The organism is Parasedimentitalea psychrophila, from assembly GCF_030285785.1.
Taxonomy (GTDB): domain Bacteria; phylum Pseudomonadota; class Alphaproteobacteria; order Rhodobacterales; family Rhodobacteraceae; genus Parasedimentitalea; species Parasedimentitalea psychrophila.
On the sequence record NZ_CP127247.1, the window covers coordinates 2,756,527 to 2,772,052 of the forward strand.

At 57.9% G+C, this 15,526-nt stretch carries 15 protein-coding genes and 1 pseudogene; 12 read left to right on the top strand and 4 right to left on the bottom strand.

Annotated elements, in window-relative coordinates; all coding sequences use genetic code 11:
* The first annotated feature begins 58 nt into the window (after nt 1-58).
* From metZ to QPJ95_RS13460, 3 genes are all read left to right on the top strand, one after another.
* On the top strand, nt 59-1,246 hold the full coding sequence (gene metZ / locus QPJ95_RS13450; protein WP_270920540.1) for an O-succinylhomoserine sulfhydrylase: 1,188 nt from the start codon (nt 59-61) through the stop codon (nt 1,244-1,246).
* Between the two features lie 222 nt (nt 1,247-1,468).
* The gene (gene folE2, locus QPJ95_RS13455; RefSeq protein ID WP_270920539.1) at nt 1,469-2,602 is read left to right on the top strand and encodes a GTP cyclohydrolase FolE2; all 1,134 of its coding nucleotides are present in this window, start codon (nt 1,469-1,471) and stop codon (nt 2,600-2,602) included.
* Nucleotides 2,603-2,911: 309 nt separating this feature from the next.
* On the top strand, nt 2,912-4,357 hold the full coding sequence (locus QPJ95_RS13460) for a TrkH family potassium uptake protein (protein WP_270920538.1): 1,446 nt from the start codon (nt 2,912-2,914) through the stop codon (nt 4,355-4,357).
* 54 nt (nt 4,358-4,411) lie between these two features.
* On the opposite strand, the gene QPJ95_RS13465 is transcribed toward QPJ95_RS13460, so the two are convergent.
* Nucleotides 4,412-4,774 (bottom strand): hypothetical protein, encoded by a 363-nt coding sequence (locus QPJ95_RS13465; protein WP_270920537.1) that lies wholly within the window; start codon nt 4,772-4,774, stop codon nt 4,412-4,414.
* Nucleotides 4,775-4,974: 200 nt separating this feature from the next.
* On the opposite strand from QPJ95_RS13465, the gene QPJ95_RS13470 reads away from it, so the two are divergent.
* Together QPJ95_RS13470 and ptsP are read left to right on the top strand one after the other, a co-directional pair.
* A complete protein-coding gene (locus tag QPJ95_RS13470; protein ID WP_270920536.1) occupies nt 4,975-6,213 on the top strand; it encodes an aspartate kinase in 1,239 nt (412 codons plus the stop codon).
* A gap of 43 nt (nt 6,214-6,256) precedes the next feature.
* Nucleotides 6,257-8,512: a phosphoenolpyruvate--protein phosphotransferase gene (gene ptsP, locus QPJ95_RS13475; RefSeq protein WP_270920535.1), complete on the top strand. Its 2,256-nt coding sequence runs from the start codon at nt 6,257-6,259 to the stop codon at nt 8,510-8,512.
* A 502-nt stretch (nt 8,513-9,014) separates the two neighbouring features.
* On the opposite strand, the gene QPJ95_RS13480 is transcribed toward ptsP, so the two are convergent.
* Both QPJ95_RS13480 and QPJ95_RS13485 read right to left on the bottom strand, forming a co-directional pair.
* On the bottom strand, nt 9,015-9,245 hold the full coding sequence (locus QPJ95_RS13480) for a hypothetical protein (RefSeq protein WP_270920534.1): 231 nt from the start codon (nt 9,243-9,245) through the stop codon (nt 9,015-9,017).
* 262 nt (nt 9,246-9,507) lie between these two features.
* Nucleotides 9,508-9,918 (bottom strand): hypothetical protein, encoded by a 411-nt coding sequence (locus tag QPJ95_RS13485; RefSeq protein ID WP_270920533.1) that lies wholly within the window; start codon nt 9,916-9,918, stop codon nt 9,508-9,510.
* A gap of 279 nt (nt 9,919-10,197) precedes the next feature.
* On the opposite strand from QPJ95_RS13485, the gene QPJ95_RS13490 reads away from it, so the two are divergent.
* The 4 genes from QPJ95_RS13490 (at nt 10,198) to QPJ95_RS13505 (ending at nt 14,024) form a co-directional block, all read left to right on the top strand.
* Nucleotides 10,198-10,902 (top strand): copper homeostasis protein CutC, encoded by a 705-nt coding sequence (locus QPJ95_RS13490; RefSeq protein WP_270920532.1) that lies wholly within the window; start codon nt 10,198-10,200, stop codon nt 10,900-10,902.
* Nucleotides 10,903-11,418: 516 nt separating this feature from the next.
* On the top strand, nt 11,419-12,324 hold the full coding sequence (locus QPJ95_RS13495) for a Tll0287-like domain-containing protein (protein ID WP_270920531.1): 906 nt from the start codon (nt 11,419-11,421) through the stop codon (nt 12,322-12,324).
* Nucleotides 12,321-13,784 carry a mechanosensitive ion channel family protein gene (locus QPJ95_RS13500; RefSeq protein WP_270920530.1) on the top strand — a complete coding sequence of 488 codons (1,464 nt, stop codon included), beginning with the start codon at nt 12,321-12,323 and terminating at the stop codon, nt 13,782-13,784. The genes QPJ95_RS13495 and QPJ95_RS13500 overlap by 4 nt, the downstream gene beginning before the upstream one ends.
* 27 nt (nt 13,785-13,811) lie before the next feature.
* Entirely contained in the window at nt 13,812-14,024 is a 213-nt protein-coding gene (locus QPJ95_RS13505) for a baseplate J/gp47 family protein (RefSeq protein WP_270920529.1), read from the top strand.
* Here the strand turns inward: QPJ95_RS13505 and QPJ95_RS13510 are convergent.
* Complete coding sequence (locus tag QPJ95_RS13510; RefSeq protein ID WP_270920528.1) at nt 14,014-14,196, bottom strand: hypothetical protein; 183 nt, start codon at nt 14,194-14,196, stop codon at nt 14,014-14,016. The two genes, QPJ95_RS13505 and QPJ95_RS13510, sit on opposite strands and share 11 nt — an antisense overlap.
* 62 nt (nt 14,197-14,258) lie before the next feature.
* On the opposite strand from QPJ95_RS13510, the gene QPJ95_RS13515 reads away from it, so the two are divergent.
* From QPJ95_RS13515 to QPJ95_RS13525, 3 genes and pseudogenes are all read left to right on the top strand, one after another.
* A complete protein-coding gene (locus QPJ95_RS13515) occupies nt 14,259-14,507 on the top strand; it encodes a hypothetical protein (protein ID WP_270920527.1) in 249 nt (82 codons plus the stop codon).
* A 102-nt stretch (nt 14,508-14,609) separates the two neighbouring features.
* Nucleotides 14,610-15,173, top strand: a complete 564-nt coding sequence (locus QPJ95_RS13520; protein ID WP_270920526.1) for a hypothetical protein — start codon at nt 14,610-14,612, stop codon at nt 15,171-15,173.
* 79 nt (nt 15,174-15,252) lie between these two features.
* A pseudogene (locus QPJ95_RS13525) lies at nt 15,253-15,507 on the top strand (DNA adenine methylase); the annotation flags it as partial.
* Between the last annotated feature and the right edge of the window lie 19 nt (nt 15,508-15,526).

Genomic DNA, 15,526 nt, shown 5'->3' on the forward strand with positions numbered 1-15,526 from the left:
CTTTTCGCTTGGCCGGATTGGGGTTTTTTATTGCGCAACAGGCGCAGAAGGACATGTGATGAGCGAGAGCTGGAACAAAGCCACCAAAATGGTGCACGGTGGCACCCGCCGCAGTCAGTACAACGAGGTCAGCGAGGCGATCTTCCTGACGCAGGGGTTCGTCTATGAGACGGCTGAACAGGCCGAAGCGCGGTTCATCGAGTTAGGCCCGGACGAGTTCATTTACGCCCGCTACGGCAATCCGACTGTTGCCATGTTCGAAGACCGTATTGCCGCCCTGGAAGGCGCCGAAGATGCCTTTGCCACGGCCTCCGGCATGGCGGCGGTCAACGGGGCGCTGTGCGCGCTGCTTAAGGCCGGGGATCACGTGGTGTCAGCCAGGGCGCTGTTTGGCTCCTGCCTGTATATCCTGGAAAACATTCTGGCCGAGTTTGGCGTTGAGATCACTTTGGTGGATGGCACCGATCTGGACCAGTGGCGCGCCGCCATGCGCCCTGACACCAAGGCGGTGTTCTTTGAATCCATGTCGAACCCAACACTGGAAGTGATCGACATCGCCGCGGTGGCCGAGATCGCCCATGGTGTCGGAGCCACCGTGGTGGTCGATAATGTGTTCTCCACCCCGGTGTTCTCCAACGCCATTGCCCAGGGGGCTGATGTGGTGATCTATTCTGCCACCAAACATATCGACGGTCAGGGTCGCGCCCTTGGGGGAGTGGTGCTGGGCACCAAAGACTTCATCCGTGGCACCCTTGAGCCCTATATGAAACACACCGGCGGATCGCTTAGCCCGTTCAACGCCTGGGTGCTGCTCAAGGGGTTGGAAACCATTACACTGCGGGTCAAGGCTCAGGCCGAAAGCGCGCTGAAAATTGCCGCCGCTTTGGAGGGCCACGTGGCATTGGCCCGCACCATCTATCCGGGGCTGCCGGGACATGCGCAGCACGCTCTGGTGCAACGCCAGTTGGGCGGCAAAGGCGGCACCGTTTTGTCGCTGGATTTGAAGCAGGGCAAAGAGGCCGCCTTCAGATTCCTCAATGCGCTGACCATCGCGGTGATCTCGAACAATCTTGGCGACGCCAAATCCATTGCCACCCACCCGGCAACCACCACCCATCAGCGGCTGCCAGAGGCTCAAAAAGAAGACTTGGGCATTACACCGGGACTGGTGCGGTTCTCGGTCGGGCTTGAGGATGCAGATGATTTGATTGCGGATTTGCTGCAGGCGCTTGAGGTTGCCCAATAATGACAGCGGCTTCACCTGGTCAAAAATATCCTCGGGGGTGAATTGTCCATCAGGACAAGAGGGGGCAGACAGCCCCCTTTTTCCCCGGCAGACCAGATGGGCGGCTGATTTGATGCCGCAGCTGCCGCAATTGACGCATCTGTTTTGTGTTTTCTTGACTAAAGGGGTACATAACACTCTAGTTGCGCCCCCGCACCTGCCGCCACGAAGGAATATGTGCTGATGAATATCCACTCGGGTGAAACGGACAATACACCAGACCGTGACGCACCGGACCGCGACACACCAGACCGTGACGCCGCCTCTGAGGCCCTTGAGCTGTTGCGACGCTGGGCTGCAAGCGCCACCTCCATCGAGATTGCCCAGCTGGATCCGGCAGTGGCACGGTTGCTGCCGGGGCGCGAGATGGGCAACTATCCCGACCTGTGCCGCCATTACCCTGAGGATTTCAAATCTGACGAGGCGTACCGCGCGACCTTGCCCGACCTGCAGAACGGGCCGGCCAGCCTGATCCGCGGCGCCCGGCAGCAGATCCAACATGTGGGCATCTCCAATTTCCGGTTGCCGATCCGGTTCCATACCCGCGACGGTAGTGATCTGACGTTGGAAACCTCGATCACCGGGACCGTGAGCCTGGAGGGCGAGAAAAAGGGCATCAATATGTCCCGGATCATGCGCAGCTTTTATAAGCACGCGGACAGAACATTTAGTTTTGAGGTGATGGCGGCGGCACTGGATGATTACCTGGTCGACCTCGACAGCCCGGATGCGCGCATCCAGATGCGGTTCTCGTTTCCGGCACGGGTGAGCAGTCTGCGCTCGGGTCTGTCCGGCTATCAATATTACGATATCACGCTCGAGCTGGTTGATCACGATGGCCTGCGCGAAAAGATTATCCACCTAGATTATGTCTATTCCTCCACCTGCCCCTGCTCGCTGGAGCTCAGCGAACACGCCCGCTCAACCCGAGGTCAATTGGCGACACCACATTCCCAGCGGTCGGTGGCACGGCTGTCGGTGCAGGTAAAGCCGGATGGGGACTGTCTTTGGTTTGAGGATCTCATCGACCATTGTCGCCGGGCGGTGCCAACAGAAACGCAGGTGATGGTCAAGCGCGAGGATGAACAGGCCTTTGCCGAGCTCAACGCCGCCAATCCGATTTTTGTTGAAGATGCTGCGCGACTGTTCTGCGAAGCCCTGCAAAGTGACCCGCGCATTGGCGACTTTCGAGTGCTGGCCAGCCATCAGGAAAGCCTGCACAGCCATGACGCCGTAAGTGTACTGACCAGCGGCCCCAGTTTTGTGTCCCGCAGTCTTGATCCACAGTTGTTCTCATCGCTGATCCACCGAGGTTGAATGTGGTAATGTGGAGGCTCCGGTCACTGATCTGAGCCACTGCGGCTTGTCCATATCCGCAACCCAACAACTCCCGCCCGTCACCGGTCTCCTTTCGGAAGCCCGTCTCCCGTTGGGCGTGGCGCCGCGCTATGCGCGGCGCCACGCCCAACCCGGCAAGGGGATCGGCATAGGCCGATGACCGATGCAAGGGGCGGGAGGTTTGCGGTGTCCAGGCCTGTGTTTGACTGCACCAATCGGGGGCGAGATCTGTCGGGAACACTCCCTTTGGCTTGACAGTGGACGGTCCGCAAGCCAAGCCTGCGCGTCATGTTAGATCTTCGCCCTGTTGGATATGTCATCGGCCTGCTGGTCGCCATTTTGGGCGTGACCATGCTGTTTCCCTTGCTGATTGACCTCAGGGACGGGCAGGGCGAATGGCCGGTCTTTCTGCAAAGTGCTGTGTTCACGGTGCTGACGGGCGGGCTGATTGCGCTGAGTTGTGCCAATGGGGTGCGCGAGGGTCTGACCATTCAGCAAACCTTTTTACTGACCACGGGGGTGTGGCTGGCATTGCCGTTGTTTGGCGCCTTGCCGTTTGTGCTGGGCGCCACCGAGTTGCGCTTTGTGGATGCTTTTTTTGAGGCGATGTCCGGTTTGACCACCACCGGCTCGACGGTTGTTGCCGGGCTGGACGATCTGCCACGGGGAATCCTGTTGTGGCGGGGCATTCTGCAGTGGCTGGGCGGCATTGGTATCATTGTTGTCGCCATGGTGTTCCTGCCGGAACTGCGGGTCGGCGGTATGCAGATTTTCCGCTCCGAAGGCTTTGACACCTTTGGCAAAATCCTACCGCGGGCGACCGAGATATCGTCACGGATTTCGGTGATCTATGTGACCCTGACTACGATCTGTGCGCTGGCCTATGCGGCCACCGGGATGCAGGCGTTTGATGCGGTGGTGCATGCGATGACCACTGTGGCAACCGGTGGCTTTGCCAATTACGATGCCTCGTTTGCCGCCTTCTCCGATCAGACCAAATATGTTGCCGTGGTGTTCATGCTGCTGGCGGCGCTGCCCTTTGTGCGCTTTGTGCAATTGACGGCAGGCCATACCCAGCCGCTGTTGCACGACAGTCAGATCCGCAGTTTTTTTGCCACCGGCATGGTATTGGTTCTGCTGCTGACGCTCTGGAATATGAACCAAATCAGCCAGTCTGAGGTCGGGTTCCGCGAGACCCTGTTCAACACGGTGTCGCTGTTGACCGGCACCGGCTATGCCAGCGCCAATTATATGACATGGGGTGGGTTTCCGGTCACCGTGTTGTTCTTTACCGGGCTGATTGGAGGCTGTGCCGGCTCGACGGCCTGTTCGATCAAGATATTCAGGTATCAGTTGCTGTTTGCATCGATCAAAGCCCAGATCCAGCGTATTCGATCCCCGCATGGCGTGTTCACGCCGCGGTATGCCGGGCGGGCTGTGGGCCCGGATGTTCTCAGCTCGGTGATATCCTTCTTTGTGTTTTTCATTGTCACCATCGGAATTGTGGCCTGGGGGCTGGCCCTGACCGGGCTGGATTTCACCACCTCGGTGTCGGGCGCAGCTACGGCTGTCGCCAATATTGGTCCGGGGCTGGGCAGTATTATTGGTCCCGCCGGTAATTTCGCCGGGCTGAATGACGCTGCCAAGTGGATTCTGATATCGGCCATGTTGATTGGCCGACTGGAGCTGATGGCAGTCTATGTTCTGTTCACTATCCGCTTTTGGAGGGCCTGAAATCCCCCGTATGGACGTGCGGCAGTGGTGCGTGCAAGCACGCACCCTACACAGCTATTTGCCGGTCATCAGGCTATTGGGGATTTCGAAACGTTCTGCCGGTGTGATGTGCACGATGGTGGAATTGGCTAGAGTCTTCGACGCCATTGAGCCGGTGCTGTCTGTGGCGGTGACTTTGCCGTCGGTCACGTAGAGATACCGCACTTGCCCACCTGGAAGCAGCACGCGCAGGGTGACTGAGCCATCGTCCTTGGGCAGAATTTCAACCGGGCAGCTGGAGTTTGGCTGACCGTCCCTGGCGGCGCAATCAATGTGACTAAGGGAGCGGGTGCCGTCGGTGCCAGCGATTTTGGCGCTTTCGGCAAATCCCGACAGGGGCATCAAAGCCGCACAGGCCAACAGGGCAATAAACCGCATGAAAATTCCTTTCAGAGATATGGTTTAGGCGGAGTTTCGCACCGGCTCACCGGGCTGTAAACCCGTCGAATGCTGGGATGGCGGCCTGCGTTGGGGACCCGAGGCACTGCGGCGGCTCTTGCTCTTGCACCTTGCTCTTGCACCATGGCTCGCTTATGACGCGGGAGATCGAAAACAGCCAGCGCCCGGAGAATGTCCCCATGCCGGTACTTGTGATGAAATTCGGCGGCACCTCGGTCGCCAACCTGGACCGCATTCGCCGGGCCGCCAAGCGCGTCGGAGTCGAAGTGGCCAAGGGCTATGATGTCATCGTCATCGTCTCGGCGATGTCCGGCAAGACCAATGAAATGGTCGGTTGGGTCGAAGAGACCTCGCCGCTGTTTGACGCCCGCGAATATGACGCGGTGGTGTCCTCGGGGGAGGCCGTCACCGCGGGCCTGATGGCGCTGACGCTGCAGGAAATGGATGTGCCGGCGCGCAGCTGGCAGGGCTGGCAAGTGCCGTTGCAGACCACCAGCGCCCACAGTCAGGCGCGGATCGAAGAGATCGGCACCAAAAACATCAACCAGAAGTTCGGTGAGGGCATGAAGGTCGCCGTGGTCGCGGGATTTCAGGGCATTAGCCCCGAAGGCCGGATCACCACTTTGGGCCGCGGCGGATCGGATACCACGGCGGTGGCCTTTGCCGCCGCGTTCGACGCCGTGCGCTGCGACATCTATACCGATGTGGATGGGGTCTATACCACCGACCCGCGTATCTGCGACAAGGCGCGCAAACTGGACAAGATCTCCTATGAGGAGATGCTGGAACTGGCCTCGCTGGGTGCCAAAGTGCTGCAGACCCGATCCGTCGAGCTGGCAATGCGCTTTAAGGTGAAGCTGCGTGTGTTGAGCAGTTTTGAAGAACAATGTGATGAGGCGGGCACGCTGGTCTGCGCCGAGGAGGAAATCATGGAATCCAATGCAGTGGCCGGTGTGGCCTATTCCCGCGACGAAGCAAAGCTGACCCTGTTGTCGGTTGCCGACCGTCCCGGCATTGCCGCCATCATCTTCAATTCGCTCTCCGAGGGCGGTGTCAACGTCGATATGATCGTGCAGAACATCTCAGAAGATGGCCGCACCGACATGACGTTCTCATGCCCGACCGATCAGGTGGCCCGGGCCGAGCAGGCGCTGTTGAAGACCAAGGGCGCGGGCGATCTGAACTACGCCGAATTGGTGGCCGACAAGGACGTTGCCAAGATTTCGGTGGTGGGTATCGGAATGCGCTCGCAATCGGGTGTTGCGGCAAAGATGTTCAAAGTGCTGTCGGATGAGGGCATCAACATCAAGGTGATCACCACCTCCGAGATCAAAATTTCCGTGCTGATTGACCGGAAATACATGGAACTTGCGGTCCAAGCATTGCATGATGCCTTTGATCTGGACAAGGTTGCCTGACTCTCTACGGCAACCTGACACCCGTATTGCGTGAACAGGGATTATGGCGGACAGTACTGAATCTGAAAGCCGCAAACTGCTTATGCGGCTGCGTGAGGCAATGGCTGGCGATGACGCCGGCCAGGCCCGTCTTGATAAAATCACCCATCTGATTGCCGATAGCATGGGCACCGAGGTGTGCTCGGTCTATTTGTTCCGTGACGACGAGACGCTTGAGCTCTGCGCGACCGAGGGTTTGAACACAGAATCCGTGCACCAGACCCGGATGCGGATGGGCGAGGGGCTGGTTGGCCGGGTGGCCAAATACGGCAAGGTGGTGAACACGCCGGATGCGCCAAGCGCCAAGGGGTTCCGCTATATGCCGGAAACTGGCGAGGAGCGGTTTTCCTCGTTCCTGGGGGTTCCGGTGCAGCGGCTGGGCGAAAAGCTCGGCGTACTGGTGGTGCAGTCGCGCGAACAGCGTGAGTTCACTGCCGATGAGGTCTATGGGCTGGAAGTGGTGGCCATGGTCATCGCAGAAATGACCGAGCTGGGGGCCTTTGTCGGCGAGGGCGCGGCGCTGTCACCATTGCACCAGCAAGCGGTACTGCTGCGGGGCACCTCGGCCCAGGAAGGCTCTGCCGAGGGGCATGTCTGGCTGCACGAACCACGGGTGGTGATTACCAATCCAATTGCCGATGATCCGCACCGCGAGTTGGAGCGTCTGAACGAGGCGGTGGACGAGCTGCGGGTGGGTGTCGACAAGATGCTGGAAATGTCGCTGGACGGCGACAAGGAACAGATGCAGGTGCTTGAGGCCTATCGCATGTTTGCCAATTCCAAGGGGTGGATGCGGCGCATGGAGGAGGATATCGCCCGTGGTCTAAGTGCCGAAGCCGCTGTTGAAAAAGAACAATCTCAGGCCCGCGCTCGTATGAGCCAGGTTCAGGATTCCTATCTGCGCGAGCGGTTGAGCGATCTGGATGATCTGTCGAACCGGCTGTTGCGGATTCTGACCGGGCAGGGGGCGACCTCCAGTGCTGACCTGCCGACCGATCCGATCCTGGTGGCGCGCAATATCGGCCCCGGCGATCTGCTGGAATATGGCCGCAGCCTGCGCGGCGTCGTGCTAGAGGAAGGCTCGGTGGGCAGCCATGCGGCGATTGTTGCGCGCGCCCTGGCTATTCCCTTGATCGTGAACGCCAAACGGATCACCACCGAGGCGCTGAATGGCGACCATATCATGGTGGATGGGGATCAGGGGCTGGTGCACCTGCGCCCGGAAGACATGGTCTCAGCGGCGTTTCGCGACAAGATGGCGATGCAGGCCAAGGCGCAGGAACGCTATTCCTCCATTCGCGACCGCCCGGCGGTGACCACAGACGGACAAACCGTCGCGCTGATGATGAACGCCGGATTGATGGCGGATCTGCCGTCACTGGACAGCTCGGGCGCCGAGGGTGTGGGATTGTTCCGGACTGAACTCCAATTCCTGGTGCGCAATAAAATGCCCAAGCGCACGGAATTGGCGGTGTTGTACAAGCGGGTTCTGGACGCCGGCCATGGCAAGCCGGTGGTGTTTAGGACCTTGGACATCGGCTCGGACAAGGTGTTGCCCTATATGAAGCCCACGGATGAGCCCAACCCGGCGATGGGCTGGCGGGCGATCCGAGTGGGGCTGGACAAGCCCGGGGTGATGCGGATGCAGCTGCAGGCGCTGATGCGGGCCGCTGATGGTCGCCCGTTAACCATCATGTTCCCGTTTGTGGCACAGTTCGAAGAATACCGGGCGGCGCGCGCCGAGGTGGAAAAGACATTGGAGCGCGAACGCCGTCTGGGTCATCGCCTGCCCGAAGCTCTGGACGTGGGGGCGATGCTGGAAACACCGTCGCTGGCCTTTGCACCGCAAAAGTTTTTTGAAGAAGTTGGGTTCCTGTCGATTGGCGGCAATGATCTGAAGCAGTTCTTTTTTGCGGCCGACCGCGAGAACGAGCGGGTGCGCAAACGCTATGACACGCTGAATGTCAGTTTTCTGAGCCTGATCGAACGTATCGTCGAGCGCTGTGACACGAGCAACACGCCGCTGAGTTTCTGCGGCGAGGATGCGGGGCGTCCGATCGAGGCGGTCTGCCTGGCCGCCATTGGGGTCCGCACCCTGTCGATGCGACCGGCCTCAATCGGGCCGGTGAAATCCCTGTTGCTGCGGGTGGACCTGGGCGCATTGCGCAAGATCATCGCAGATGCCCGCCACCGCGGCGATCAATCGGTCCGCCCGGCCGTGATGGACTATCTACGGGATCTTGGAGATCCCGGCTCCTGAGCGCTGCCGAGAGGCCGTTTTCACTGCAAATTTTCACCGCAAATCCCATCAAGGAAAGCCAGCGAAAATCGCCAATTTTGCGCCTTTTTGGCTGGGAAAATCCCAGATCTCGGCAAGACCGACTGTCATTTCTCAATTTATTTTATGTGTATCATGGATGGTATTGGCAATTTTATTTCCCTTATGTGACATTTCCTCCGATTTCGTGATGGCGTCGATATAGTGCCGATAAGGTGCTGGATTGACGCCATCCACAAGGGGCCGACCTGCGGACACCATGAATTGAGTTGCTGATCGGGTTGTTCAATAGTTATCCACATTGACTGTGGTCAATAATTATCTGTTAGTTAAGGATTTTTCGAATTATCCAGGGGTAAGGTTTGGACCAGTTGCCCGAGCGAGCCGAAAATGAATACCTGCGGAGGCACCTGTACATCATTGAAATGACTGAATTTAGTTAAAGTTCAATTATTTTCTGAAAGGCGGCGCCGCTGCGGGCTCCTCAGGTGGCGCCAGCAGCGGGTGCAAATGCCGAAAGCTGCAGCTCCAGCAGTCTTTTGCCATCGCTGAGCAGGAGTGAAGGATCCCGTGTCACCAACAGGCGCAGGACCAGGCTTTGAATGATGCCAAAAATCAACGTGGCGATATCTTGTGGCGCTGTCTCGGCGCAGAGACAACCGCCGGTCTGGGCGTCTTTGACGGCGCTGGTCAGCGCCTTGAAAAACGCCGTCATGCTGGACCGGATCTGCGGCCTGCATCTCGGCCTGCATCTCGGCCTGGGTGATATTGGCGGATATCTGGTCGCTCAGGATCTGTGCCGCCGACCGCCAAATATCATCTTTGCTGGGGAAGTGCTTGTAAATGGCCGGTTGTGTCAGCCCCAGGCGCTTGGCAATCATGCCGGTTGTCACCTGTTCAGGGCCGGCCTCAAAAGGCCAGCGCAAAGGTCGCCTGCATGATGTCAGCCCGGCGCTCCGGTGCCGATTTCCGCATCCTCATTGCTGATCTCTGGTGCCCATCAGTGCCCCCGAGATTGCCGCCCAGACGCCGATCCGCAAGGCCAGCGCGCCGAGTGTCCGCATTTCATAGGCCTGCCCGCGGATCAGCTGATAGCCAAATCCCAGGGCAATCAGGCATGTTGCCAAGGCGATGAAAATGGCCAGTTTTCTGGCCCAGCTGCGGCGCTGCCAAATGCCAATGGCAGCACTGATGTAGAGAAACCCTGCCAGAAAGTTGAACCACAGCACAAAAGGCATGTAGTTGCCTGCCGCTGCTTGCGCCTGAGGCGGGCCAAACAGCACATTTCCCCCCGACATCAGCGTCAGGACGCCAAAAACAAGCGCAAGGATCGCGACGGGTTTCCGCCAGCGGGGTGACGGGGTCAAGCGGGTCTCTGGGGCGGTCATGGTGACGGGTTCTTTCTGGGGTTTGGCCGGGGCGCCAATGGGGAGCCAATGCGGGGTGCAAATTTGGTTATAGAGTTATAACTAACCCCTGTGCGGGTGTTTGCAACCCTTGACTGCCGCATGATGAGATCCCCGCCGTCGTATCACCCCGGAACGGGTCGGCAGCCCCTCCCAAATTCTCTCCCCAAATCAAATCGGTATCAAAGCCGGTTGAAGTCTGACATTGATGGTTTGCAACGGTGGACCGGTGATCTCGGACACCTCGTCAAGGAGAGCCCTGTGCTGGAAGTTTGCGTTGATACGATTGACGGGGTGATGGCGGCGATGCAGGGCGGTGCCGGCCGCGTGGAGCTGTGTTCCTCGCTGTCCGAAGGCGGGCTGACGCCCTCGGCGGGCCTGATGCGTGCCGCCGCAGATTTGCCGATACCCTGTTATGCGATGATCCGGCCGCGAGGGGGGTTGTTTGGGTTTTCGGAGGCCGAAGCCAGGGTCATGCTGGCCGATATTGCCATGGTTCACGAGGCCGGTCTTGCGGGCGTGGTGTTGGGGGCCCAGGCGGAGGATGGCGGTCTGAATATGCCGTTGCTGCGGCGGATGTTGGCTGCGGCCACGGGTTTGGGGACAACCCTGCACCGGGTGATCGACGTGGTGCCCGCGCCCTTGCTGGCCCTGGGTCAGGCAATCGATCTGGGCTTTGACCGGGTATTGACCTCCGGAGCTGAACCCTTTGCACAGGATGGTGCAGAGCTGATCACACAGATGGTGACGCAGGCGGCTGGACGGATTTCGATCATGCCGGGATGTGGCTTAACGGCTGCCAATGTGGCTGCTGTTATGGCCCGCACTGGGGTGCAGGAGGTTCATGCCGCTTGCAATGTCCCAGTGCCCGGAGGGGCGGCCTTTTCGGATTTTGATCCACCGGGGGGGCGCTACCAGACGTCAGAATCGCAGGTGCGGGCGATGGTCAGTCAGATTCCGGGGTGACTCAGGCACTGTGGCAGGTGGCTGTTGGACCTGTCACGGTTTGGTGTCGCCCCTTTGATGGCATATTATGCAACAAAGATGCGGTGGACATAGCGCTGACCATTGGCCAACACAGCAAAACTGAGTGCCGTCGCAAGACAGCTCAATGAACAACCTCGAAAAACGCTAGGATATGAGACACCAGCCGAGCGTTTCAATGCATGTGTTGCGTCGACCCGTTGAAACCGCCGCTGATAGTAACCTTTGCAAAGCTTAGCCGCATTTCACCCTTTTGCACGTGAACAGCCCATTGCTGACTCTCATGGACGGCACAGAGATTGGTGGCAAGAAGTCCTATGTGACTAATGCTTCATTTTAACTCGATCCACAGCTTTGTTTTAAATAAGCACTGACATCAGACAGTCTAGTTAAAGAATTTTCGATAGCCAGTTTACCCACTGGCTTGATCAGGGCTTGGAAGTCTTATTTAGGTCACACTTGACCCGTAAACTTTCGATCTTATTTCCTTGAGCAAAATTGGGTGTAAAATTTATGGGGCACTCAGCAAACAGTATTTCTAACCTTGTCCGTCGAGCGACTTTTCTTGTTTTTGCAATTGCTCTGATTCTTGGATCGGCTACATTTTACTTTTTCTTCAACGCGGCGACGATGCGACATATTGAAGATGAGGCGCGCACGCTTCTGGGCCTAGCAATGGCCTCTCGTACTTATACAATCGAAAATATCACACCGCTTCTCAACCAGCTACCCGACACCGAATTTCATGCGGAACAAGTCCCCTCATTTGCAGCACAAACGATGTTTCGCAGCTTCATTTCAGAGCAAAGTGATTACACCTATCGAGAAGCAGCGCTGAACCCCACCAATCCCATAGATTTAGCAGACCCCTTTGAGGCCGAACTCATTGCAGAATTTCGGCGTGGCGATGATACCAGCGAAGCGAAAGGGATACGCCGCGAGGATGGGTCGGCCATTTTCTACATTGCTCGCCCAATAACGATCACCAACAGTGCATGCCTGTCTTGCCACTCTACGCCAGACGCCGCGCCGCCCGCCATGATCGTACGTTACGGGGATAAGAACGGGTTCGGTTGGAAGCTGAACGAGACGATTGGCATCCAAATTCTAACCGTTCCGATAGACGATGAGTTTCGATCAATTTACGAACTCGTCGCGATCTTTTTTGTCATGCTTGTTTCGTTGTTCCTTGTTGTGTCCTTGATGGTGACATTACCGCTGCAACGCAACGTGATCCAGCCGCTGCGCAATTTGGCAGATGTGGCCGATCGATCAAGTTTGCGGGGCGATGACAGCCCTCTACCCAAAAGCGGCGCGGGTGAAATCCAACAACTATCGGACGCCATATCACGACTGCGCACCAGCCTTAAAGTTTCGATGGATAATTCAGGCAAGCCCAAATGAGCCGTGTGAGCATATCGCTCGTTCTTCTATCCCTATTGGGGTGGCTTGCGTTCTGGACCATTTCCACGCTTGACCTGTTTGAACAAGTACCAGAATTCCGGCAGTTTGCCTTGGGCATGGGATTGACCGTCACTGCAATCACACTCGTTGCAGTGACGGCACGCTTCCTGCTTCAAACCGTTATGAGTGGCGCTTTCCAAGTCAAGCCGAGCGGGCTCGTTTCTGCGATTGTATATTCTGCTCTCTCGCTTATCGCCTGTTTTGCCCTCCTGAGCCGGTTCGGTGTCGACGTGGGCGCTATTCTGACGACGTCTGCCATTGTGGGCGCCGTGATTGGCCTGTCGATGCAGTCAACACTGGGTAGCATCATTGCCGGTATGTCTATGTCAGCAGAACCCTTGCTCAAGATTGGCTCTGCCATTTCATTTGAGAACAAGACGGTTTATATTGAGCAAAAGACTTGGCGCCATGTGGTTGGTCGCAGACTCGACAATATCCGTATTATCATACCGAACTCAATGTTGGCCAATATGCCAATACTTGTGCTGCCAGAAGATGGGCCGACGCGCTTTGATGTCTTTTTGCATTTACCCCCTGATGTCCCGCCACAACAGGTTACCGATCTGTTGTCGCAAGCCTTCACTGACATTGAGCATTTAGACACGACCCGTGCAGTCATGGTCACACCCATCGAGACCCAGCCGGAGTTTGATTCAATTCGGTATCGTATTCGACTGTGGGCGCGGACATATTCACACGTCACGATTCTTCAAGGCGAAGTGCTGCGACGCGCATGGTATGTTCTTGAGCGCGCAAATATTCGTCAGCCACGCAATAAGCTATTTGGTTCGACTAAGCAGATGCAAATCAAAGCCAGTCTCCTCGATAAAATCATCCGCACCGCGCTTCCCGACAATCTGGGCGAATACGCTATTCTAGACATTCGGCAATATAAGTTTGCGCCGTCGGAAGTTTTGAACTTTCCTCAATCTGAACAGGGGCGGTCATTGATAATAGTTCGCGGTCAAGTGCACGAAAATGGCAATCCATATTTAAACCCCATCGAACACGGACGTAGTGCACGGCCTCACCTTCCCACCATGAACGTGCAAGAATTGTCTACATCTGCATCGGTGCGCAAGATAGCAGACCGACTGGCATTGGACGTTGGGCCAGTCGCTGAACAATTGGTACGTGATGCAATGAGGTCATCCAAAGACTTGGATGACCTCCTGTTGACCTTGTCCGCGAGCATTCATGACGAAAGCCGCCGCGCAGCATTCCTCACGTCATCGAAGGGTCTGATCAAGAAAAACATGCGCCAGGGCAAATGGGCCATTTCCCATTTGTCGATCGACGCGTCAGGACGGATGTCGCCGGATCTAGAATTGAGAGCCATTACTGAAGTGCTCGCGGTAACCTTTTCAAAAGAGCTTCAGACGGAAAAAACACCCGAATAGGTGGTCGCCTATGCAACGGGTAGTAATTTGGACCAGATTGCCGTGCGGTTCGGTGTCGAGCGATTGGTTGTCGACCCGGGCGACCCAAAGGCGCTGCCGCCGGTGCCGCCTGTGCTGGAAAGTGACGAGGATTTTCGCCGCCGCATGTTGCTGGCCTTTGAGGGGCTGAGCACCGCTGGCCCTGCCGGAGCCTATATTTTCCACGCGCATAGTCGAGGGCAAGCCCAGCTTACTCTTTGACGGGACCGTCCACTACAACGGCGCTGAGATCCACGAAGGCGCCGATCACTGGGCTGAATACCGCATCTATCTGGACCGACCGATCACCATAGATCAGGCCGCCCAGGTGCGCGAGATCCTGGCCAATGTTGCCCCGGCGCGCTGCCATCTTAAGGGCCTGTACTTCACCCAAGCCGCCCACCGTTACAACGCCGCCATCATACGTGATGGTACCTACACTCGTGGAGTTATCCAATGACCAACCTGCCAGAGGTCGCCGAGCGCACCGCCTGGCTGAAGGCGCAGATCGCGGCCGCCGTGGCCACTGTGATCAGCACCGGAACCGGGTTGAACGGCGGCGGTGCCATTGACACGGGCCTGACGCCAACGGCGGATCTGGCGACCCAGGTGCAGGCCGAAGCCGGAACCGACAATGCCAGCCTGATGACGCCGCTGCGAGTGGCGCAGGCGCAAGGCCCCCCATGCAAGCAGCAGCGCCATTAATCTCCATCAGGAACCATCCGGTGCCGGCACGCGCGCCAATAAGATCATGGGATATGGTCCAGCCAATTTCAACATTCGTGCAATCGCCTGGAAGGAATGAACATGCCCCCGCAACAACATCTCCACCACCTATATGATGCGGTCACTGGTGAGTATCGCGGTGCCGTCTTTGCCACCCCTGAGCAACTCGCAGACATGAGCAATGTTGCGGAGCGCGACAGCCCGCCGCTGCCGGATCTGCAGACGTTGAAGGACAGCGCGCTGGCGGTGGTTCGCGGTATTGCCCTGGAAGTGCGCCGCGAAATCGCCGCCTCGGCCAGCCCGGAGTGCTCCCTGATCTGGGTGCTCAAAGCGGTCTGCGGTGCCGTTTGGCAGCTCAACGACGCGGCGGCAAACCCGCGCCTAGATGGGGTGAGCGCCATCGCTCAGGCCGGGTTCAAGCTGGAGACCGACATCACCGGCGAAGCCCCCGTCGCTGTCCGCGACAGCTCACTGGAAAAGGCAGGCCTGTTCTTCAATGCCCACCAGATTGTCGAGGGCATGGAGCGTCTGGCCGAAGACCGCATCCCCACCGCCACCACCCTTGCCGAGCAGGACACAGTCACCACCCAGTTGCGCGCATGGCAAACGCAGGCCCGCAGCACCATCGAAACACTATCAAGCTGACCTCCTGCGCTCTCGATCAGTGGAGGTATGGGCGGCGGCAACCGCCCATAACCACGGGGGAAATCAGCAACAACACCCCGCCGAGCCCTTTGTCGGAATGGGGGGCATATTCCTGCGCCGCAGATCCAAGGCGCGCGCCGAGTTCATCAATGATGCAGGGCGCGATGTCACCAACCTGTTTCGCGTCCTGCAGGAGCACTATGTCGCCTTTCTGGACCTGTTGCGCTTCCAGCTAACCACCCAAGCGAATTTTCACCGGCTGATAGAGACCGATCCCGAAACCCTCACCGATCTGCAACGTGCGGCCCGGTTCCTCCATCTTCAGCGCACAGCGAAGACGCCCACCCGACATT